The organism is Psychrobacter raelei, from assembly GCF_022631235.3.
GTDB lineage: Bacteria > Pseudomonadota > Gammaproteobacteria > Pseudomonadales > Moraxellaceae > Psychrobacter > Psychrobacter raelei.
In genome coordinates this window covers 1,035,599-1,057,778 of the sequence record NZ_CP093310.2, presented here as the reverse complement: position 1 = coordinate 1,057,778, position 22,180 = coordinate 1,035,599, and the positions used below count along the sequence as shown (strand labels likewise).

At 44.5% G+C, this 22,180-nt stretch carries 22 protein-coding genes and 1 other annotated feature; of the genes, 15 read left to right on the top strand and 7 right to left on the bottom strand.

The features are described 5' to 3' along the window. Nucleotides 1-3: 3 nt before the first annotated feature. A complete protein-coding gene (orn, locus tag MN210_RS04590) occupies nucleotides 4-585 on the bottom strand; it encodes an oligoribonuclease (RefSeq protein WP_011960084.1) in 582 nt (193 codons plus the stop codon). A gap of 542 nt (nucleotides 586-1,127) precedes the next feature. Here orn and rsgA point away from each other — a divergent pair. The 4 genes from rsgA (at nucleotide 1,128) to secB (ending at nucleotide 3,827) form a co-directional block, all read left to right on the top strand. Beyond that, nucleotides 1,128-2,252, top strand: coding sequence for a ribosome small subunit-dependent GTPase A (rsgA, locus tag MN210_RS04585; protein WP_110816337.1), 1,125 nt, complete (start codon nucleotides 1,128-1,130; stop codon nucleotides 2,250-2,252). 125 nt (nucleotides 2,253-2,377) lie between these two features. After that, nucleotides 2,378-2,806: a rhodanese-like domain-containing protein gene (locus MN210_RS04580; protein ID WP_338412822.1), complete on the top strand. Its 429-nt coding sequence runs from the start codon at nucleotides 2,378-2,380 to the stop codon at nucleotides 2,804-2,806. Between the two features lie 214 nt (nucleotides 2,807-3,020). Beyond that, the gene (grxC, locus tag MN210_RS04575) at nucleotides 3,021-3,284 is read left to right on the top strand and encodes a glutaredoxin 3 (protein WP_011960081.1); all 264 of its coding nucleotides are present in this window, start codon (nucleotides 3,021-3,023) and stop codon (nucleotides 3,282-3,284) included. A gap of 93 nt (nucleotides 3,285-3,377) precedes the next feature. Next, nucleotides 3,378-3,827 carry a protein-export chaperone SecB gene (gene secB, locus MN210_RS04570; RefSeq protein WP_110816336.1) on the top strand — a complete coding sequence of 150 codons (450 nt, stop codon included), beginning with the start codon at nucleotides 3,378-3,380 and terminating at the stop codon, nucleotides 3,825-3,827. Nucleotides 3,828-3,909: 82 nt separating this feature from the next. Here secB and adk read toward each other — a convergent pair whose 3' ends face one another. From adk to MN210_RS04540, 6 genes are all read right to left on the bottom strand, one after another. Next, on the bottom strand, nucleotides 3,910-4,563 hold the full coding sequence (gene adk, locus MN210_RS04565; protein ID WP_197708931.1) for an adenylate kinase: 654 nt from the start codon (nucleotides 4,561-4,563) through the stop codon (nucleotides 3,910-3,912). 419 nt (nucleotides 4,564-4,982) lie between these two features. Then, nucleotides 4,983-6,398, bottom strand: coding sequence for a c-type cytochrome biogenesis protein CcmI (gene ccmI / locus MN210_RS04560; RefSeq protein WP_338412634.1), 1,416 nt, complete (start codon nucleotides 6,396-6,398; stop codon nucleotides 4,983-4,985). Nucleotides 6,399-6,483: 85 nt separating this feature from the next. Then, nucleotides 6,484-7,032: a cytochrome c-type biogenesis protein gene (locus tag MN210_RS04555; RefSeq protein WP_241879694.1), complete on the bottom strand. Its 549-nt coding sequence runs from the start codon at nucleotides 7,030-7,032 to the stop codon at nucleotides 6,484-6,486. An 80-nt stretch (nucleotides 7,033-7,112) separates the two neighbouring features. Further along, entirely contained in the window at nucleotides 7,113-7,733 is a 621-nt protein-coding gene (locus tag MN210_RS04550) for a DsbE family thiol:disulfide interchange protein (RefSeq protein WP_241879344.1), read from the bottom strand. Between the two features lie 73 nt (nucleotides 7,734-7,806). Then, nucleotides 7,807-9,756: a heme lyase CcmF/NrfE family subunit gene (locus tag MN210_RS04545; RefSeq protein ID WP_338412633.1), complete on the bottom strand. Its 1,950-nt coding sequence runs from the start codon at nucleotides 9,754-9,756 to the stop codon at nucleotides 7,807-7,809. A gap of 492 nt (nucleotides 9,757-10,248) precedes the next feature. Next, a complete protein-coding gene (locus tag MN210_RS04540) occupies nucleotides 10,249-11,580 on the bottom strand; it encodes a DUF445 domain-containing protein (protein ID WP_011960074.1) in 1,332 nt (443 codons plus the stop codon). Between the two features lie 398 nt (nucleotides 11,581-11,978). Here MN210_RS04540 and mrdA point away from each other — a divergent pair, with 398 nt between their 5' ends. The 11 genes from mrdA (at nucleotide 11,979) to MN210_RS04485 (ending at nucleotide 22,170) form a co-directional block, all read left to right on the top strand. Continuing rightward, nucleotides 11,979-14,015 (top strand): penicillin-binding protein 2, encoded by a 2,037-nt coding sequence (mrdA, locus tag MN210_RS04535; RefSeq protein WP_338412632.1) that lies wholly within the window; start codon nucleotides 11,979-11,981, stop codon nucleotides 14,013-14,015. Nucleotides 14,016-14,081: 66 nt separating this feature from the next. Next, nucleotides 14,082-14,810, top strand: coding sequence for a 16S rRNA (guanine(966)-N(2))-methyltransferase RsmD (rsmD, locus tag MN210_RS04530; RefSeq protein WP_241879342.1), 729 nt, complete (start codon nucleotides 14,082-14,084; stop codon nucleotides 14,808-14,810). Nucleotides 14,811-14,996: 186 nt separating this feature from the next. Beyond that, complete coding sequence (rplM, locus tag MN210_RS04525; RefSeq protein WP_007393901.1) at nucleotides 14,997-15,425, top strand: 50S ribosomal protein L13; 429 nt, start codon at nucleotides 14,997-14,999, stop codon at nucleotides 15,423-15,425. Between the two features lie 21 nt (nucleotides 15,426-15,446). Continuing rightward, nucleotides 15,447-15,833, top strand: coding sequence for a 30S ribosomal protein S9 (gene rpsI / locus MN210_RS04520; protein WP_007393902.1), 387 nt, complete (start codon nucleotides 15,447-15,449; stop codon nucleotides 15,831-15,833). Between the two features lie 307 nt (nucleotides 15,834-16,140). Further along, nucleotides 16,141-16,725 (top strand): ubiquinol-cytochrome c reductase iron-sulfur subunit, encoded by a 585-nt coding sequence (gene petA / locus MN210_RS04515; RefSeq protein WP_041773293.1) that lies wholly within the window; start codon nucleotides 16,141-16,143, stop codon nucleotides 16,723-16,725. A 23-nt stretch (nucleotides 16,726-16,748) separates the two neighbouring features. Continuing rightward, on the top strand, nucleotides 16,749-17,954 hold the full coding sequence (locus MN210_RS04510) for a cytochrome b (RefSeq protein ID WP_190272750.1): 1,206 nt from the start codon (nucleotides 16,749-16,751) through the stop codon (nucleotides 17,952-17,954). Then, nucleotides 17,954-18,673, top strand: coding sequence for a cytochrome c1 (locus tag MN210_RS04505; protein WP_011960069.1), 720 nt, complete (start codon nucleotides 17,954-17,956; stop codon nucleotides 18,671-18,673). The genes MN210_RS04510 and MN210_RS04505 overlap by 1 nt, the downstream gene beginning before the upstream one ends. A gap of 217 nt (nucleotides 18,674-18,890) precedes the next feature. After that, nucleotides 18,891-20,110, top strand: a protein-coding gene (locus MN210_RS04500) for an IS3 family transposase (protein WP_406947902.1) whose coding sequence is annotated in 2 segments (ribosomal slippage) — nucleotides 18,891-19,167 and nucleotides 19,167-20,110 — 1,221 coding nt in all. Because the reading frame shifts where the segments join, the coding sequence is not laid out codon by codon here. Further along, nucleotides 19,166-19,282: a sequence feature (AL1L pseudoknot), on the top strand. It overlaps the preceding gene by 117 nt. Before the next feature lie 67 nt (nucleotides 20,111-20,177). Beyond that, nucleotides 20,178-20,792 (top strand): glutathione S-transferase N-terminal domain-containing protein, encoded by a 615-nt coding sequence (locus tag MN210_RS04495; protein ID WP_241879341.1) that lies wholly within the window; start codon nucleotides 20,178-20,180, stop codon nucleotides 20,790-20,792. Nucleotides 20,793-20,860: 68 nt separating this feature from the next. Next, complete coding sequence (locus MN210_RS04490) at nucleotides 20,861-21,301, top strand: ClpXP protease specificity-enhancing factor (protein ID WP_041773291.1); 441 nt, start codon at nucleotides 20,861-20,863, stop codon at nucleotides 21,299-21,301. Nucleotides 21,302-21,534: 233 nt separating this feature from the next. Next, nucleotides 21,535-22,170, top strand: coding sequence for a trimeric intracellular cation channel family protein (locus tag MN210_RS04485; protein WP_011960066.1), 636 nt, complete (start codon nucleotides 21,535-21,537; stop codon nucleotides 22,168-22,170). The last annotated feature ends 10 nt before the right edge of the window (nucleotides 22,171-22,180 follow it).

Genomic DNA, 22,180 nt, shown 5'->3' with positions numbered 1-22,180 from the left:
TGCTTAATCCAACAGTTTGAAAAAATGCTGACGATAGTGCTTCAACTCACGAATAGAATCACGAATATCATCCATCGCTAAGTGGCTGCCCGTTTTTTCAACACCCTTTAAGATATCAGGTCGCCAGCGATAGCACAGCTCTTTGATAGAGGACACATCTAGGTTTCGGTAATGAAAAAAGCGCTCTAGCTGCGGCATCTGACGCGCTAAAAAACGGCGGTCTTGGCAGATTGAGTTGCCACACATTGGGGATTTACCCTCATCGACCCATTTATTCAAAAAGGCAATGGTTTCTTGCTCGGCTTGCTCTAAAGTTACGCTGCTACGGCGCACCCTATCAATTAAGCCTGACTGCCCATGCTGCTTGGTATTCCAGTCATCCATCGCGTTTAGCTTTTGGTCTGAGACTTTAATGGCAAATACTGGACCTTCTGCCAATATGTTTAAATCCTCATCGGTGACTATGGTCGCAATTTCAATGATGTCATCATTCATTGTGTCTAGGCCGGTCATTTCTAAATCGATCCAGATAAGCCCTTTTTTGCCTTGATTCTTAATTCTAATTTTGTTGGGGTGGTCACTCATAATTTTTCCTAAACCTGCCAATATACAAAAAACATAAACGCTGCTAATTTAAAGCGTAAATCACGGTAATAAACTATTATAGATAGCCTGTAAAACATCACGAGCCCGCTGCGCCTCTTATTTTGGCCACCCATTTGGCCATCTGTTTAGCCACTAGTTATTTTAGACACTAGCCGCATAGGGTCAAAACAATGGGGCAAAACAACGCGTCAAATCAGGGTACAATACAGGGCACATTGCCTAGGGTGCACCATCAAGGACACACGACAAGAGACATCACGCTATGCGGCATCACTGCCGCTTGATATCCGGTTTGGCGCTATCGATTTAAGCTGCCAGCTCGTCAGCCCTCTATGGTAACAAATTTCGACGCTTTGGCCGTAACTATTGTGCGCCTAGAAGGCGTAAACTGTCACTTTATTGTATAGCCGGTCATTAAGCGATATGCTAATAGCCCTTGAGCCAGACTGCATTCACCCTCATTGACCATCCAGATATTACAAAAAACTTCTTTTAGAACAAACCACAGGTAATTTGAATTTATGGCTTTAATACGACAACGTAAGCTGACCAAACAACAACTAAGACGCATTGATAAACAGCAAGCTCAGCAACAAGAATCGATAGATGGCAGCTTGATGGATGGCGTAGTAATGGCCCATTATGGTAAGCAATTAGAGGTGCAAGTGACCTCATTGCCTACCCTCATACCTGAGCGACCTGAAGTGGTCGAAGGAGAGCCTGAACCATTTTGGCAGGCCATTGAGCTGGGTGATATCTGGCGCTGTCATGTGCGTACCAATCTACCTATGATAGCCACAGGCGATAAAGTACGCTGGGTGGCCGATCCCAATACCGGCTTTGGTCGCATTGAGTCGGTGCAGCCTAGAACCTCACTAATATCACGCCCCGATCGCTATCATAAGCTTAAGCCTGTGGCCGCCAACGTAGATATCTTAGCCATCGTCTTTGCTCCCTTGCCAGCAGCTGCGCCTAATTTGATTGACCGCTACTTGGTGGTCTGTCATCATGCCGATGTTAAGCCGCTATTGGTGCTCAATAAAGCTGACTTATTATCCATTGAAGATTATGCGTTTACCCAAGCCTTGCTAGATGAGTACCAAAACCTAGGTTATGAGACGGTACTCACCGCCGCGCCTTGTCCTGAAAATATCTTACATGGTGCCCAAAGTGAGGATCAGCCTAAAGCTCAGCTGGGCTTGTCGGACTTGCAGCAAAAAATTAAAGATAAGTTGGTTATCTTCGCCGGTCAATCTGGGGTCGGTAAAAGTACCTTGGTCAATGCGTTATTGCCAGACTCTGAGCAAAGCGTGAACGTCATATCCACCAACTCTAAGCTTGGCCAGCACACCACCACGACCAGTCGCCTTTTGCCCTTTAATCGTGACGACTTGACCCAAGGCGGCATTGTCGATACGCCTGGTATTCGTGAATATGGTATCTGGCATTTGACCCCTGATGATATTATTGCAGGCTTCATTGAGCTCTCTGCCTTAGCGGCAGATTGTCAGTTTAGAGATTGCAAGCATACCCATAACAGTAAAGGCTGCGCACTTTGGGAGGCGGTCGCTGAAGGTAGGGTGCTACAGCGCCGGGTAGAGAGCTTGGTGACCTTGCAAGCTGAGGCCGATACCCCCACTTATTAAGTATGAGTGCCCTAGTAGCAATAGTCTACAGTCGTTAATGCATTTATAGCCTTATCACGTTATAATAATTGCCATAAAAATTTTATTGGAGAAGTGTTTTGTCTTTAGATCGCTGGCTTGAGTTCATGGCCCACCACCCGTTTTTATTCGGCACATTGGCCGTGCTTATCTTTTTGTTCTTCACTGTAGAAAACCAACGCAGTGGTAAAAAGGTGTCTCCCAATACTTTGGGCACCTTAGTGAACTCACAAAATGCACAAATCATTGATGTTCGTGCCAAGAAGAAATTTGAAACCGGTTACATTCAAGGCAGCCGCAACATTCCTTTTACTCAGCTTAAAGACCGTCTAGAAGAGATTCGTGCCATTGAAGCCCCTGTGGTCATCGTCTGTGATATGGGGCTTCAAGCAGGAGCTGCCGTACAAATGATTGGCAAACCTAATGTATTTCGCCTAGATGGCGGTATCGGCGGTTGGCAGGCAGCCGGCATGCCTTTAGTGGGTGGCACCGTAAAAACCACTAAAACTGTAAATGGCAAAGCCAAAGCGCGTTAATTGACTAGCATAAGAAGTCGCTCTGCCTATTGACACCTATAGACCACCCTTGTGTCAGATTGGTATCTTAAGTAATACATTGAATACAAAAAACAGTTAAATAACCCATTATAAACCAGGCTCAGTTTAGTAAAATCAAGGATTGTATCACCTTACCCTATTTTGCTGATTTAATGATTGGCCTATTTTAATAAATAACAAAAAGGATTATGACATGACTGCTCCTGTTACTGTATATACCACCCCCATTTGCCCTTACTGCTCTAATGCCAAACAACTTTTGAAATCAAAAGGTATTGAATTCAAAGAAATTGGTATGCATGATATCAGCTCGGATGAGCGTATGGAGCTTATGAAAAAAACCAATAACTACAGAACTGTCCCTCAAATCTTCATTGGCGACACGTTCGTGGGTGGTTTTGATCAGTTAAATCAGCTTAACCAAAGCGGTAAACTAGATGAAATGGTAAACGGCTAATCACCCACGCCTTTTATCATTTTACGCCAGATATTTAACTTTCAACGGATAACCCCGCTTACAATTTACAACCCATAACTAAGGATAATTTTCATGGCAGAACAACAAGCCCAACCTCAACTAGCCCTTGAACGTATTTACGTAAAAGACATGTCACTTGAAGTGGCCGGTGCCGAAGTATTTACCAAAGAGTGGCAACCAGAGCTTGATATTAATTTGGCCACCACAGCTGAGCCACTTGATGAAGATCATTATCAAGTGATTTTAACAGTAACCGTTAATGCACAAAACGCAGGTGCTGCTGCCTTTATCGCTGAAGTGCATCAAGCGGGTATCTTCTTAATCAAAGACATCCCAGAAGATCAAGTGGGTCAAATTTTAGGTGCTTACTGCCCTAATATCCTATTCCCTTACGCCCGTGAAGTCATCAGTGATATCGTGACTCGTGGTAGCTTCCCTCAATTGCTACTAGCGCCTGTTAACTTTGATCAAGCTTATGCTCAAAGCCAGCAGCAGGTTACTGATGGTGAAGGCAACGCTTAATCAGCTTATTGTGATACAAAAAAACCTCAGTTCAAAGTGAACTGAGGTTTTTTTACGTTAATGCTTAAAATAACGTTGAAGACTAGCCTTTTAGAGCACTAAGAATATTTTCTTTAACCACTTCAATATCTTTGGTTCCATCGAATTGATGATATTTAGGGGCATTGGCATCTTCTTTGGCTTTGTTTTGGTAAAAACCAACCAAAGTAGAGGTTTGCTCATGATAAGTAGCTAAGCGATCACGGATGGTTTCTTCTTTATCGTCATCACGCTGGATAAGTGGCTCACCTGTCTCATCATCTAAGCCTTCTTGCTTAGGCGGATTGTATTTTAGGTGATACACACGGCCTGAGCCTGGGTGCTGACGACGGCCTGATAAACGAGAGACGATCTCATCATCAGGTACGCTGATTTCTACCACATGATCGATGTCCACACCCGCTTCAATCAACGCTTCAGCCTGTGGAATAGTGCGTGGAAAGCCATCGAAGATACAACCATTAGCGCAGTCAGGCTTAGCGATACGTTCTTTCACCAAATTAATGATTAAGTCGTCTGATACTAAGCCACCAGATTTCATAATACCTTCTGCTTTTTTGCCAAGCTCAGTGCCCTCTTTGATGGCAGCACGTAGCATATCACCGGTAGAAATCTGTGGAATATCATATTGTTTAGATATGAATTGTGCTTGGGTGCCTTTACCTGCCCCTGGAGGCCCTAGCAAAATAATACGCATCATAGTCGTAATCCTCTTAAGTTGTGTAGATGAGCAAATATCATCCAAAAAATAAAGCGCCTAAATTAATTGAGCATCGATAACCACAAGCCCTAAATATACTATTTATCATAAGGTGGTGACAACTTCTCATTCGCTAGTAGCCACTAGGGACGCTTTAATCCTGTCATATAAAACACAAATACCTTACATTGTGCTGAAAAAAAGCTCAAGCTATTTTGATAATAAATACCGATATAACGAAAACTTATTAGTCAAAATTAAGTCACTTTTATGACAACAGCATAGCCACGCTTATGGCTAGGGTAACGGCTCACTTTGTTATTTTATTTTACCCTATTTTTGTTATGCCCTGTTTGTGCTGTGCCCTACGGTTTTGAGAAAAGCTTTGTTGCAACTGATCTCAAAACCCATGCCCATTAAGGCACCTGTTTATTAATCTCAAGTGCCACTTTTAAATCACCCGCTACCCCCTGATACTCTAAGGGTAAGTCAGTGGCTTCTAAATCACCGGACGCTGTCATCGCTTGCCCTGATTTACTAATACGGGCTTTTACTACCAAAGACTTGCCTTCAGCCATAGCTTTTGACAAGGTATGGGTAGGCATCATCGCATCATTGTCATTAAGCTCGATATTAAAGCCACTCACTGCACTGCTTAACTGAGTAGCCGGCACGCGCTTCACTGCCAATGGGGCACCGCCTGTGGCCTCTTGAACGGTCACAAACAGTATATCGCTGGGCTCAACCATACTGTCCAAGCTTTTGTTTAACGTCACGGTAACTGCCACAGACTGGGCAGAAGCAGCGCTATCTGTAGTGCTCTTGGCTCCTGAGGTTTGTGCTTGTAACGCTGCCTGTTGCTGCTGAGCAATATTACGGCTTAACTCATTTAAGCTATTTAAAGCCTCACTGTGATCGCCATCTCTGGCAGCAATGCCTTGTCTTAAACGCTCAACCCATGCTTGTGCCTGCTCATAGTTACCTGAGCGGGCCTCACCCATTGCCATAAGCATTTGGGCGCCTTGATGCTCTGGATTTTTTCTTAGTACATTTTGTAATGCTTCACGGCTGCTGCTATCTAGCATACCGCCACTGGTGAAGAACTTGGTCTGAGCGTAGGCAACGGCGACTTCTTCATCTTCTGGACTTAAGCGATAAGCACGTGACTGGGCTTCTAACGCTTGGTCATTGGCTTCAAATGCCATTAAAATATCGGCCAATCGCATCCAGCGCATAGGGTCATAGGCATGATGATGCACGTTGGTCTGGATGGCGCCCATCAGACCAATACTATCTTCGGTGGCCCACTCAGGCGGGGCATCAATTTTGCCGGTCAATAAGTCATCTGCTACCTGCCCCACCTTATCTTGCGCTTGCCACAGATTCGTCACAGCGGTTCGATTACCAGACAAAAAGTATGCCATGATCATCAAAATGGGCACACAGATCAAGATAGTTAAGCGTGCTTTGGCACTGCGGGTGAATCTTTGCTCACGCTGGGCCTTGGCAATGGCGCTGCTGCTATGCCCATTATGTGCCAAATCGGTATCTAGGTTATCGTCCAAAATAAGGCTGTTTTTATCATCACTGGCCAAAAGCAGTTGACGCTCAAGCTCAGTTTTTTGAGTTTTAAACTCAGCCTCACTCATGCCGCCTAAATTATAGTCGGCTTTTAGCTCCTCTAGACGCTCTTTAAATACCTCAATATTTAGCACGATCAGTTGATTATTTTGAGCAGATTTATCTACTCTAAGCCAAGGCATTAAGACAATAACCGCCAAGACAAGTGTCAATATTATTGCCAGCGCGACAAAAATCACTAACGTTGGCATGATTTAACTCCTTACAAGTTGAGGTATAAAGCGCATAAGATAGGCTGTGAAGCCTACATTCACTGCTGCGTTATAAAAGCTTAGGCTATTTTAAATCGCTATCGGAGCGTTTTGTTGGGCTATTTGCATCAGATGTTGAGCCGTGTTTGCGTAGTAACGCATTTAGCTTGGCTGCTTCTTCACTGGATAATTCTGACTCAATTTTGTCAGCATCGGTTAGGCGGCTCGCCGCTTTTGTATCACTTTGAGCAGCCTGTGCTGTGGCCAACGCCTTATTTCTCTGGCCTTGTTTGGTGCGCCACAACCAGCCCGCTACCAATAAAATTAAAATCAGTGGTGGAAAATACCATAAGATCCAAGTAGAAGGACGTACAGGCGGTTTATAGCTGATAAAGTCGCCGTAACGCTCATACATGTATTCGCGAATTTGCGCATCACTTTGTCCGGCGATGACCATCTCATAAGTTTTACGCTTTAGGTCTTGTGCAATTTGTGAGTCAGAGCCGGCTAAATTTTGGTTTTGGCACTTTGGGCAACGAAACTCTTCAATCAAGGCTTTATACTGCGCCTCTTGGCTGGGGCTGTTAAACTCATACACCTCAATGGCAGCCTGCGCCGAAGTATGAATTCCCATAAGGCTAAAGGCCAGAAATAAGATACTTAGGCTATATTTTAGGGCTCGGCCAAATGACTGTAATGTTAGGCTTGATGCATTCATTTACACACCTCTGCGATATTTTTGGCGGTATCTGCGGCAGATAAATCCGCTTGTTGTTCACCAAGCTTATTGAGCAAAGAGACACAAGGTTCAATACGCGCCTTCCAGTTCTCCTCAGCCACCTCACCGATAATGTGTTGGCGAATGTTATTCTCCGAATCCACCACAAAGGTCTCAGGCGCTCCTGTCAGACCTAGATCAATGGCAAAGCTGCCTGAATAATCACGGAAGCTAAATAAGAAAGGATCGCCACCATCCGCCAGATAACCATTGGCATTTTCAAGCTCATCTTTATAGTTAACACCCACAATAGGGACGCCCTGCTCATGCAGCTGCATTAAATAAGGGTGCTCAACGATACAGGTTGGGCACCAAGAGCCCCAGACGTTAATTAAAAATGGCGTCTTAGGTAAATCTGCATTGCTCACATTTTTTGAAGGGTCAGACAAAAGCGGCAAGTCAAAAGTCGGAACCGGACGGTTGAGCGCATTATCAATGACCACCTCTGTCGGTTTACCCAACCGAGCAAAGAACATGACAATCAGACCTGCAAAGACAATCAGTGGAATTAAAAACCAGACCTTAAATTGTGACTTCTTCATGACCGGATCAGACATTTATAGCTTCCTTAAATAACAAGTTATGAACCTAGCTTAACGTATACGACTGACTACGCCTAACCAATCTTAATTAAGATTTTTTTAGGCGATAACGACGATCTAGCATACTGATAATGCCGCCTAACGCCATCACTATGGCACCAAGCCATAGCCATGCAATCATGGGCTTAACATACACACGCACTGCCCAATTACCCTCAGGCTCATTGACATTAATCGGCTCGCCTAGGGCCACATAGACATCTCGTAGCATAGTGGTTTGGATACCCGCTTCGGTCATAGGCATGCTACTGACCACATAATCACGTTTTTGTGGGTATAACGTGGTCACAAACTTACCGTTTTTTTCGACCTTAATCTCCGCTTGAGTGGCATCATAGTTTTTGCCGCGCACTTGTTCAAAGTCAACTAAAGTAAAGTGGTAATCATTGACATCCACAGTATCGCCCACCGTCATTGCCACATCTTTTTCGACACTCAGCGCGGTGGTCACACCAATACCCAAAGCGACAATCAATACGCCCACATGCGCAATTTGCATGCCCCAATAATGAGCTTTTAAACGCTTTAGACCTTGGCCAAGGCTTGGTGCATTGCGGGTTTTTTCTTTGATGTCATACAACATCCAGCCCAGCACCCACAAACACAATAAACCGGTGATAATAATTTGGACATTAAGACTTTTGGTAATGAGGTAGGTAATAATACCGGCTAACAATGCACTGCTTACCAAAATGGTGGTAGCAGCACCCAGCAGTGGGCGTTTGTCTTGCTTCCAGCGCAAGTTTGAGCCCATACCCATAGTCAATAAAATCAGCCACGCCAAAGGCACGAACAAGGCGTTAAAGTAAGGAGGGCCCACCGATACCTGACCCAAATTAAAGGAGTCAGCAATGATGGGATACAAGGTTCCTAGTAGAACCACTAAGGTGGCCACTAATATTACTATGTTGTTGATTACTAATAAGGTCTCACGTGATTTTAGACCATAATGACTCTCAACGGTCAAGCGCCATCCGCGCACAGCGAACACAAATAACCCTGAGCCAATCACCACCCCTAAGATGGCTAAAATGGCCAGACCACGCGTGGGATCAGCAGCAAAAGAATGCACAGAGGTAATCACCCCTGAGCGTACCAAGAAGGTTCCCAGTAAGCTTAGCGCAAAGGCGAAGATAGACAGCATAATGGTCCACGCTTTAAACACCCCACGCTTTTCAGTTACCGCCAACGAGTGAATTAAGGCCGTACATGCCAGCCAAGGCATCAAGGATGCATTCTCAACCGGATCCCAGAACCACCAACCGCCCCAACCAAGCTCATAATAAGCCCACCAAGAGCCCAAAGCGATACCCAAGGTCAAAAAGCCCCATGCCGCTAGCGCCCACGGGCGAGACCAACGCGTCCATACCGCATCCAAACGACCGGCCCAAAGCGCCGCCATACAAAATGCAAACGGCACTGCCATTCCCACATAGCCCATATATAGCATAGGTGGATGGAAAATTAAGCCGGGGTCTTGTAGTAAGGGGTTTAGATCCGCCCCATCCACAGGGACATTGGGTAAGGTGCGATCAAAAGGTGATGAGGTAAAAATCAGCATGGCCAACATCATCAACTGTACGGCCGCTAAGATGACTAAAACGCGAGCACGCATATTGAGTGGTAAGCCGCGGCTAAACCAAGCCACCATGGATGACCAGCCAGCCAAAATGGTTACCCACAATAGTAAAGACCCTTCGTGACCACCCCAAGTGGCAGATAGCTTATAGTACCAAGGCAGCAAAGAGTTGGAGTGCTGGGCGACATACACTAAAGTAAAGTCGTTATAATAAAACCCAGCCATCAGTGCCAAAAAGGACAATCCTACTGCCACGAACTGTGCCCAAGCTAAGCTTGGAGCCAAACGCTGCAAATGAGGCTGCTGCCGGACAATGCCAAAAGTTGGTAGCACCACTTGCAGTAACGCCAATACCATTGATGCCACTAAAGCAAAATACCCTAGCTCAGTAATTACCATATTCGCTCGCCCTAAAACTACTACGCTGTTGCTTATTTATCATCATGAGGCAGGTTTTGCCCCATCAAAATAAGCGTGTGAATACTCATGAAACTTTAAATTGTCGACCATCACTCAAGGCATGGTGAACACTGATATTTGTGTTACTCATATTTTAATAGCATTTGTCTTTGCCTAATTGGCCACGCTTAACTTAACTGCGCTTGGTCTATCAGGACGCATGACATACATGACATCACTAATTATGTAGTCTCTATTGATAACCTTTTTAGTAAGTTATGCGCTCTTGACGAATAAAGCCACTCAGTCAATAGAGTGGCTTTATCAAAGACAATTTATAGCGGCTATTATATAGAGTTACGGGCCATATAAACAGCCTTGGTAACAAACCACTTAACCCGAAAAACCTGCCTAAGACGCCGCTTAAGACAGAGATAGCTTGTGCCCTGCATAAGGATGCGGCTTATAGCGGTCATGGGTCTAATTATAAATCTAACCGCCACTGATGGGGAAAAAGACCAGTATTAAGTGTAGCCAACCGGCCAAAAAACCCGTCACCCCACCCAAGATAATTAATGTGGTTTCATCCTCTCTAAAGGCGGGGCGCAGCAAGTTTTGGAACTCTCTGGGTGTTAACGCTTTAATACGCTCACAAAACAGGCCATAAATCTTGCTAGCACGGCTTTCATTAAGCCCCGGATCACGGATAGGCACCATAGTGGCATCAATAGACTTATCGATAATGGTATTTTTGAGCTGACCAAACTCTCGTCGCCCCAAGCCGACACGCAAAGTGGTGCTGACCACAGGTGACTCTAACACCCCATATAAATGGCGCTTCATTAGATTGCGGGTCTCAGCCGCTTTATAGCCATACATCATCTCATTCATGATGTTCTCAAGGGTTACCAGCTCTTGCACCACGATGCCGGCGAACACCTCCGACACTTCAGGCTGACGCTTCATAAAGCCGCCCTGCCAATAATAGGTGTCCATACGAGGGATAACTGGCACCACAAAAGGAAAGCCTTTGACCTTTTTAAACAGTCTTAAATACTTAACCGGTACCGGCTCTACTGGATTAAACACCATCCAAATGGCAATCCAGTTAGTCAAAAAGCCCCAGATGGCAGCAAAAAATGGCACTGTCCAGTGCTGTGGCACCAACAGATAAATAAACATCTGCACGATACCAAACACAAAGCCTATAAGCGCACTAATATGCCAAATAAAGTTGATCTCTTTTTGGCCCACCTTCAAAAACATATTGACCATCAAACGGCGGTCATTTTCCATAGTGCGCACAATCATTTGGCGCATATCTACCAAGTCTTCTACGTTGTGGGTTAAGTCTACCACAAGCTCACGCATGATAATGGGAAGCTGCTCATGGGCATGCGCGTAGATGCGGCGCTTTAATGCATACGGCAAATTGCTCCACAAAGAGGCAGAGCGCTCATTCATAATCTCATCAATAAGATGTTCAAGATTGGCGTCGACTGTTTTAGTAATAAAGTCAGCCATCTCTTCAGGCTCCATCGCCTTAAAGAATTCATCAAGTGAGCCAAGCTTAGATAAGGTCTGATCAACAATGACCCCTGAGATTTTACCTGCCTTACGCGGCACAATACCCTGCCAGCCAATACCCTGCCAGCCAAACGGTAGGTTAGGAATTTTTATCCCCCAAAACTTAATGGGATAAAACAGCATTTTTAATGCCATCCAAACATGCGCCCAAGTCACAAATGCCGTCACAAACGGGATAGTGAGCATCGCTAAAAATTCAGGATGTGCGGTTAAGACTTGCCAAATAGAAGAGAACATGTTGGATATATCACTTATTCTTTATTGTTCTTTATAGACTTAGGTTAAACACCCACTTCCGTGTATCGGTCATTTTGTGTGCCAAATTCTAACACACCCACCACTGATTTACTTAAGCGTACTCGCAAATCATAGCAGGCACTGATAATAGCTTGATATCATCAAATTGTGCAATAGTTAACCCCTAATCTTATAAGTCACTGTTTAATTTTGCTCAATAAAACAGCTGATTAAAAATTTCCCACTCAGATAAATAGCATTAAAAACTGTCTTTGAATATTTGCGCTCAATTACCATGCAGCACAGTTTGGTATGATATAATTAGAAATATTGGTTTTTTTACCCGCATACTAAGCCCTCACCTTCCAATCTTTTTGCCTGCTAAGCATATACACTTAATGAAACAACCTATCTCCTCAGATATTCGACAAGAAAATCGGGTGTTTATCAGCCGTATTTTTTTTGCTGCGCTATTTATCTTCTTAGGCCTTTCGGTGCTTATGGCCCGCTATTGGTACTTGCAAGTGTATTCTCACGAAAAATACATCACTCAAGCAGACAACAACCGGGTTAAGCTCATCTCAGATCCGCCCTCTCGCGGTTATATCTATGACCGTAATGGCTATTTGCTGGCCGATAATAAGCCGGTGTTTACAGCCATGCTTAGCCCAGATGAGATTAAGGATCCGGCACGTACGTTGCATCTGTTAGCGCCTATCTTCAATTTAACTGAAGAGGACATTACCGATATCTTGGCACGCATTGACAAAAATAAAAATGATCCGGTCACGGTAAAAATTGACATCACTGATGCGCAAATGGCGCAGTTTAGTGAGCGTAAGCCATTTTTTAAAGGCGTGAGCATCCAAAGCAAACTAACGCGCAGCTATCCTTATGATGATTTATTTGCGCACGTTATCGGCTATGTGGGTCGTATTAATGATAAAGAGTCTAAGAAAATAGACAAAGAGCGTTATGCAGGCACTGATTTAATTGGCAAGATTGGTATCGAGAATTACTATGAGGATTTATTGCTCGGTAAGCCTGGGCATCAAGCGGTCGAGACCAACGTCCATGGCGATGTGCTGCGCAAACTTGATAGCACGCCGCCTGTTCCAGGTAATGACATTTATTTAAGCCTAGATTACGGCCTACAAAAGGTGGCTCAAGAACAACTTAACGGCCGCCGCGGTGCTATTGTCGCCATTGACCCTAAAAATGGCGATGTCTTAGCCTTCGTTAGTAACCCAAGCTTTGACCCTAACCCTTTTATTTCGGGCATCTCTTTTAAAGATTATGGGGCGCTGCGCGATGACCCCGATCAGCCTCTTTATAACCGAGCGCTTCAGGGCATGTACCCTCCGGCCTCTACCATCAAGCCTTTTGAGGGTTTGGGCGCTATTCATTATGGGGTAATGGGCTGGAATGATACCATTTATGACCCCGGCTACTTTACCCTACCGGGCGACAGTCACCGCTTTCGTGACTGGAAAAAAGGCGGTCATGGTACGGTTAACCTCACCAAATCTATCGTCATGTCTGTGGATACTTACTATTATAAATTGTCGTATCAATTGGGCATTCAACGACTGCATGATTGGATGATCCGCTTTGGCTTTGGCAGCCCTACCGGTATTGATTTGCCAGGTGAGAAATCTGGCGTTATGCCCTCCCCTAAGTGGAAAAAAGACACCTATGATAAAGACTGGCTACCGGGTGAGACCATTTCGGTCAGTATTGGCCAAGGTTACTTTTTGGCGACGCCGCTTCAGGTTGCTAATGCCACAGCCATGACCGCAAACTTAGGTAAGAAGCTTACCCCGCATATGCTTAAGCGATCTGAAGGTGCTGCAGAGGTACATCCTATTGATCGGCCGACAGGTCAAATTGAATTTAATGGCACCCAAGCGGACTGGCTAAAAATGCGCGATGCGATGGAGGAGACCGTTAAAAGAGGAACCGGTCACGGTATTTATACTCCGCGGTATCGCATCGCTGGTAAAACCGGTACCGCTCAGGTCAAGTCCATTGCTCAGGGCAAAAGCTATAACAAGGCCGCTTTAGATAAGCGCCACTGGGACCACGCGTGGTTCACCGGCTTTGCACCGGTAGAAGACCCTGAGATTGCTGTGGCCGTCTTGGTCGAAAACGGTGGCGGTGGTGGCTCAACAGCCGCACCGATTGGCCGCGCCTTGTTTGATTATTGGATACTGCGCCGTAAAAGCGACCCAATCGTACCACCTACACCCGACGAGCTGGCTATTATAAAAGCGCAAAAGGCTGAAGAAAAAGCACGCCTAGATGCCGAACGTGATGCCCAAGCTGCGCTACAAGAAGCCCTAAAAGAGCAGCAAAAGCAGAGCGGCACTACTCAGCCTAGCGACAAGCCTGTTGAAAAATCTGCCGACAAGCCAAAACCGGCCCAAAGCAATTAACGGATCTATTGAGTAAAATTTGCCTGTATACCGTCAATCTACTATAAAGATGTGAGAGTCTTGCTTATGAGTGCCAAGCGCCAACGCCCTGTTAAGACAGCCCGCTCGAAAATGAGCAAACAGCCTGTTAAACACACTGCTGCAAAATCTAGCAAAAGCGGTGTTACCGGTCAGGTGCGCATTATTGGCGGTCAATTTAAACGCCAATTGGTGCCCTTTATTGATGCCGATGGTCTACGGCCTAGCCCAGATAGATTGCGCGAGACTTTATTTAACTGGGTGCAATTTGAGCTCCATGATGCCACCGTGTTAGATCTGTGTGCCGGCAGCGGCGCATTGGGCTTTGAGGCCTTATCACGAGGCGCTCATTATGTCACTTTTATTGAGCTACAACCCAAGCAGGCCGCTTTACTTGGGCAAACTGCCGAGCGCTTAAAGCTGCCGGCATCAAGCCTAGCCGTACATGTGGGTGATGCCCTAAGCCTAATACCTACCTTAGCGCTCAAGCACCGTGCAGCAAGCGTAGCGGAGCAGACAAACTTGCAAAGTAGCGACAACGCTTTTGGCTATCATTTGGTGTTTGTCGATCCGCCTTACGACTTAGAGCTATGGGTACCTTTATTAACCGCCCTTATAGAAAATAAATTGGTCAATAAACATACTTTATTTTATTTAGAAGATAGGCGAGAGATTTCCCAAACCTTGCAAGGGTTAGCGTATAATTACACCCTTTTAAAAGAGACAAAAATGGGGCAGATTTTTGCCAGTTTAATTCAAGTACAAATAGAAGCCTAAATGCGCAGGTTAGTTAAAATAAATAATCTGTGCTAATTACATTCTTATGTTGCTTTTTTTGTAGCCAATGACTACAATGTGCGTCTGTTTTTTGAGAGCCCCGTTTCCCCCAACACTCTCAACGACAGTGAAGCAGTTTAGCTGTTTCACAGACAACTGCTTCACTCGATAACTTAAGGTTTAATCATGAAAACACAAAGTGCAAAGCCCGCTGAGGTTACTCACGACTGGTATATCGTCGATGCTGAAGGTAAAACTTTAGGTCGTCTTGCCACTCAAATTGCTGCTCGCCTACGCGGTAAGCATAAGCCTTCTTTCACTCCGCATGTCGATACTGGCGATTATATCGTTGTTATCAATGCTGACAAGATTGCTGTAACTGGTAAGAAAGCCCAAGACAAAAAATACTATCGTCACAGTGGCTATCCTGGCGGCATTAAAGAGACTAACTTCACTAAGTTAATCGCTCATAAACCAGAAGAAGTTCTTTTGAAAGCCGTAAAAGGCATGTTACCTAAAGGCCCTCTTGGTTATGCTACTATTAAGAAGTTGAAGCTATATGCTGGTACAGAGCATCCACATGCCGCCCAGCAGCCTAAAGAACTAGACATCTAATCGCATAATCAGGAGTAAGTTATGGAACGCAATTACGGAACTGGTCGTCGTAAAACGTCAACTGCCCGCGTCTTTTTATCAAAAGGTACTGGTAACATCGTTGTAAACGGCAAACCACTTGATGAGTATTTTGGTCGTGAAACTTCACGTATGGTTGTTCGTCAGCCACTAGAATTACTTGATTCAGCTGAAACTTATGATATCTATGCTACTGTTAAAGGTGGTGGTATCAATGGTCAAGCCGGTGCTATCCGTCATGGTATCACTCGCGCGCTAATCGAGTCTGACGAAACTTTAAAACCTGCTCTTAAAGAAGCTGGTTTTGTTACTCGTGACTCACGTCAAGTTGAACGTAAGAAATTGGGTCTACGCAAAGCGCGTAAACGTCCTCAATTCTCTAAACGTTAATTTATTTTATAGGCAGAGTTGTACTTGCTTATTTAATATCAAAAAAACCCTTGTTGACTCAAGGGTTTTTTTATTTTTACAGATGCGAATTTATTTTATTACTAAAATAGCTTAGAATAGACACAATTAGTAATATTAGGCAAAGCCAATGTAACCCAACATATATTATTAATGACAAATAACACAGCGGAAGTAAAAGTTATTGTCTTCTTATTGCATTGGGTTTTACATACCAGTATGAAACTGTACGAGTTACTTATATACTAGGTGCCGTCATTTCATGACTTTTATCTGGAGGAAGTTTTTAATGAGCCATGCCGAAGGCGTCAACATAAAACGCCGTAGAGTTCTGATCGCTTCAACTGCCGCTATTGGCGCAGTAGGAGTTGCATCGGTGGCCACGCCATTTGTTCGCTCTTGGTATCCAAGTGCGAAGGCTGAAGCTGCAGGTGCTGCCGTTACCCAAGACATTAGTGCCATTGAAGATGGTCAAATGATTGTGGTGAAATATCGTGGTAAACCAATCTTCGTCGTCAAGCGTACTCCTGAGATGTTGGATAACTTAACTAAAGTAACGCCTTTATTAAGTGACCCACAATCTGAGGCTTCAGTGCAACCTGAATACGCCAAAAACGAAACCCGCTCACGTGAGCCTACTGTCTTGGTAGTAGAAGGTGTTTGTACCCATTTGGGCTGTGCACCAAACTATCGCCCAGAAGTAGGTGCAGCTGACTTAGGTGGTGGTGATTGGTTCGGTGGTTTCTTCTGCCCATGCCATGGTTCAAAATACGACCTAGCTGGACGCGTGTACAGCGGTGTACCTGCCCCACTAAACCTACCAATACCTGACTACAGTGTTGATGGTCCTATCTTAACTATTGGGGAGGCATGATCATGAGTTTTGGTAAAAAGATGATGAGCTGGGTTGATGCCCGCTTCCCCGCGACTGAGACGTATGAATACCATATGTCGAAGTACTACGCACCAAAGAACTTCAACTTTTGGTATTTCTTCGGTGTTTTATCAATGATTGTGTTGGTCAACCAGTTAGTGACTGGTATTTGGCTGACCATGATGTTTAACCCAAGTGCTGAAGGCGCGTTTGCTTCTGTTGAATACATCATGCGTGATGTTAAAGGCGGCTGGTTGATTCGCTACATGCACTCTACCGGTGCTTCTGCCTTCTTCGTAGTGGTCTACCTGCATATGTTCCGCGGTATGCTCTATGGCTCATATAAGAAGCCTCGTGAGCTTATCTGGCTAATTGGTATGGGTATCTACCTATGTCTAATGGCAGAAGGCTTCTTCGGTTACCTACTTCCTTGGGGTAACATGTCATTTTGGGGTGCTCAGGTTATTCTTAACTTACCTGCAGCTATTCCTGTCATTGGTGACGGCCTTGCTGAATGGGTTCGTGGTGACTACCTAATCTCTGGTATTACTCTTAACCGTTTCTTCGCCCTACACGTTGTGGCCATTCCATTGGTATTAGTAGGCTTAGTATTCATTCACTTAGTGGCGCTACACCATGTGGGTTCAAACAACCCTGATGGTGTTGATATTAAGAAGCTAAAAGATAAAAACGGCGTACCTTTAGACGGTGTTCCATTCCACCCTTACTACACTGTGCATGACTTAGTGGGTATCGTGGTATTCTTTATCATCTTCTTTGCTGTTATCTTCTTCTTCCCAGAAGGTGGTGGTTTCTTCTTAGAAAAACCAAACTTCGAAGTGGCTAACTCATTGAAGACTCCGCCACACATTGCCCCAGTTTGGTACTACACGCCATTTTATGCAATTTTACGTGCAGTTCCTGATAAGTTAGGTGGTGTTATTGCGATGGGTGGTGCGATTGCCATGTTGTTCTTATTGCCATGGTTAGACCGTTCACCTGTGAAGTCTATTCGTTACAAAGGTATTTTATCTAAGATTGCGCTAGGTATCTTCGTAGTTAGCTTCTTAGTACTAGGTTACTTAGGTGTGGCACCTGCTACTCCAGTGAACACTATCCTAGGTCGTATCTTTACTATCTTGTACTTCTTATATTTCTTATTGATGCCTATTTATACGTCAATTGAGACATGTAAGCAGCCACCTGAACGCGTTACTGGAGGTCACTAATGAGTGCTTTAACTAAATCATTGACCGGCTTCGGATTTGGTGTTGCTTTAACACTAGCCGCCACTACCTCTGCGCAAGCAGCAGGTGGTGAAGGCTGCGGCACCTTTACCAACGCAGATGGTGTGGAAGAGCATTTAGCGTGTAGCACAGCTCCTATCGACTTTGCTAATAAAGGTTCTTTGCAGCGTGGTGCTACCATGTTCATGAACTACTGTGCAGGCTGTCATACGGCTAAATACGTGCGTCATTCACGTATTGCTCAAGACTTAGAGATTCCACCTGAATTGGTTGAGAAGTACTTATTGGTTACTTCAGATCAAATCGGTGATCAAATTGACAACGGTATTGACCCTGAAATCCAAGCCTCTTGGTTTGGCGCGCCACCACCTGATTTATCTTTAGAGACACGTCTACGTGGTGATGACTGGGTATACACATACCTACTTAGCTTCTATGAAGATCCTAGCCGTCCTTGGGGCGCGAACAACCTAGTGCTGCACAATGCTGCTATGCCTCACGTTTTGATGAACTTACAAAACCAGTTGGGCGAAGAAGAATACCGCAGCCGTGTGGGTGACCTCGTCAACTTTATGGCTTGGATGGCAGAGCCTGTTCGTGAAGACCGTCAACGCTATGGCTTCTTCGTGATTATCTTCTTGCTAATTTTATTAATCCCAGTTTACTTACTAAATAAAGAGTTCTGGAAAGACGTAAAATAGTCTGCCTAAGCCTAAATAGCTCAGTAAACCAAAAAAGACGATAGATTACTCTATCGTCTTTTTTTATGGCTATACTTTATAAATACAAGGGATGGTGTTGAATGCTTGCAGGCTGGTATTAAAGATTCTACTATTGATTAACTTGAGCAGTTTGGTTACGATGCTAGTGAACCGCCCCGGGATTGTCGGAGACTCAATTTTCTGAGAGAATACGACAATGAAAACACGAAACTATACCCCTGAAATGAAAGAGCGAGCCGTCCGTATGCTAATTGAAGCTAAAGACGACTACCCATCCACCTGGTCAGCCATCAAAGCTATAGCACCAAAGATAGGTTGCACACCTGAGACCCTACGATCATGGCATAAAAAGCACGTAGATAAAACCATTCCTGCAAACATTCAAGCTCAAAGCCAAGCGGAGCGTATCAAAGAGCTTGAACGTGAGAACAGAGAGTTAAAGCAAGCCAATGAGATTATAAAGAAAGCAGCCGCTTTTTTCGCCCAGGCGGAGCTCGACCGCAAACCCAAGTAATGGTTGATTTTATTGACGACCACAAACAACAATATGGAGTCGAGCCAATCTGTAGAGTACTACCGATTGCTCCATCCACATACTATCGTGTTAAAGAGCTAGAAGAAAGTCCTGAAAAGCGTTCACAGCGTAGTCAGCATGACGACTTCTATCTTAATGAGATTAAACGTATTTGGAAGGACAGCAAATGCCGATACGGCGCTCGTAAAGTCTGGAAACAGTTGAAGGCAGAGGGTATACATCCTGCACGTTGCACTGTAGAGCGGTTAATGCGTCAGCATGGTATGCAGGGTATTTGGCGAGGTAAGGGTAAGGTAACCACTAAGTCTCGTGATGATCAAAAGCGTGCTGATGATTTAGTTAATCGTAACTTTAATGCCCATCGCCCTAACCAGCTATGGGTTGCTGACTTTACTTACGTTAAAACATTGAGTGGTTGGGTCTATACTGCCTTTATCATTGATGTGTTTGCTCGCGCTATCGTTGGTTGGAAAGTATCAGATCGAATGAACACGGATATGGTGATGGCAGCGTTAAATCAAGCCATTGCAGACAGAAACCATCCTAAAGATGTCATTCATCATAGTGATCGCGGCGTTCAGTACTTATCCATTCGCTATACGGATAAGATGGCTGATTCTGGCGTTATTGCATCTGTTGGTACAACCGGTGATTCATACGATAATGCGTTAGCTGAAACGGTTAACGGGCTTTATAAAACAGAGGTGATTGAATATTTAAAACAGCAGTGGCGGGATGCGTATGATGTTGAATTAGCAACCCTTGAATGGGTCGATTGGTTTAACAAAACTCGCATTCATAGTACGATTGGTTATGTGTCGCCTTTTGAGTTTGAGAGACGATACTATGATAGCCTTAATGAGTCAGACAAAGCTGCCTGACTCAAGCAATCAACTCTCCGATATAGTCGGGGCGGTTCACTAGTCTATTTATTGCCTTTTGTAGTCCATGATTGATCCTAGAGATATCCCTGATAGCCAGCTTGTCCTGTATGCCGATGATGGCTACGATAGCCACGTTGTCAGGTTTTTGTTGGCTGAAAAACAGCTAAAGTATTATTTGTCTTTATTAGACAGCGAACGTCCCGAGGATTTGCGTCAACTCAATCCTTACAATATCCTACCCGTATTGGTACATCGCGACTTTAGCCTCTATGAGCTGAACGTTATTTTTGAGTATCTTGAAGACAGATACCACGGACACAAGCTGCTGCCTGATACGCCTAAGTCAAAAGCCTTACAACGTCAATTGGCGTGGCGCATTCAAAATGATTGGCTAAAGCTTGGGCGTATTTTATTAACCCATAAAGACAGCCTCAATCCTGATCAGGCCAAAATTGCCCGTCGCAAACTGTCTGATGCACTGGTCACATTAGCGCCAGTATTTGGCAATAGTAGCTATTTTATGTCCGATGATTTTGGCTGGTGTGATGTGCTGCTTGGCGCTATGCTATACCGCTTAGAAGAGATGCAAATTGAGTTGCCAGCGCATTTAATCCGGCCGCTGCTTGAGTATCAAAAGCGTATTTTTGAGCGTGAAAGCTTTTTGAGGTCTATCGAGTAGCTTGTGGCTGGCTATACTGTCAGCCTATTCATAACCCCAGTAAATCAAATAAACAAAAAGAGATGACTATGTCACAAGAGCCGACTTTAACGCCCACTCGCCCCTATCTGATTCGTGCCTTTTATGAATGGATGGAGGACAATGCATTAACCCCTTACATCTTAGTAGATGCCACCCAAGACAATTTAGTCATTCCTACTGAGCATGTACAAAATGGTCAGATTGTGCTGAATATTGCCAGTCGCGCTACGGGTAATATGAATATGGACAACACTTACATCAGCTTTAATGCCCGCTTTGGTGGTGTGTCACGTGAGCTTTGGATTCCTATGCAGGCAGTTATGGCCATTTTTGCCAAAGAAGATCAGACCGTGGGCATGCCTTTTGACCCCAGTGAATATGATAATTACACCCCTTTGGAGCAAGAACCTCAGCCTACTAAGTCCAAACCTGCCACAAGTGACAAGCCCAAACGTGAAAATAAAGCCGGTCTTCGAGTGTTAAAATAACGCCATTTTAGCAATACGCTCACAACACATGGCAATTAATGATAAAGGTCTCTTACTCAGAGGCCTTTTAATTTGCAGCATAAAAAAGTTAGGCGCTGCTATTTATGACAATAATGGTTTTTAATTTTGCTTACACTGCCTTTAGTTAGACTTTAACTATATAATACGCCCCGAATAATAAGCGACTTATACCCCCTCTCAACTGTCTTTGCTTGATTTTATGTGATGATGCCATGCCAAATTATATTGTTAGTCCCGATATCTTAATTTATATCTTCGATATGATCGGAGTAATTGCGTGTGCCATCGCGGGCACCTTACTTGCCCAGCACAAAGGGTTCGATATCGCTGGCTGTATTTTGGTGTCTATGGCTAATGCCATTGGCGGCGGAACTATCCGTGATGTGGTGCTCAATCGCCATCCTTTATTTTGGATGACAGATTTGAACTATGTGATTGTGATTACCATTACCTCATTGGCACTACAAATATTTTTTCATTTGTATCACAAGATTGATACTGCCTTGAAGCTTTTTGATGCTGTGGGTCTGGCCGCTTTTAGCGTCATTGGACTTAAGGTAGCGTTATCACAAGGCGTGGCACCGGTCATTGCCATTTTAATGGCAGTCTGTACGGCCATTGTTGGCGGCTTAGTTCGCGATATTATTTGTAATGAAATTCCACTGGTATTACAAAAAGAGATTTATATTACCGCCAGCGTGATTGGCTCCTGCTTTTACTTTTTATTAGATGCGCTTGGGGTGCAAACCGGTATGAACGATTTGATCACCCTCGGCGTTATTTTCTTTATTCGCGTGTTGGCACTGCGCTTTGACTGGCATTTGCCTTCTATCCGCTTGGTCAAATAGTCATTTAATT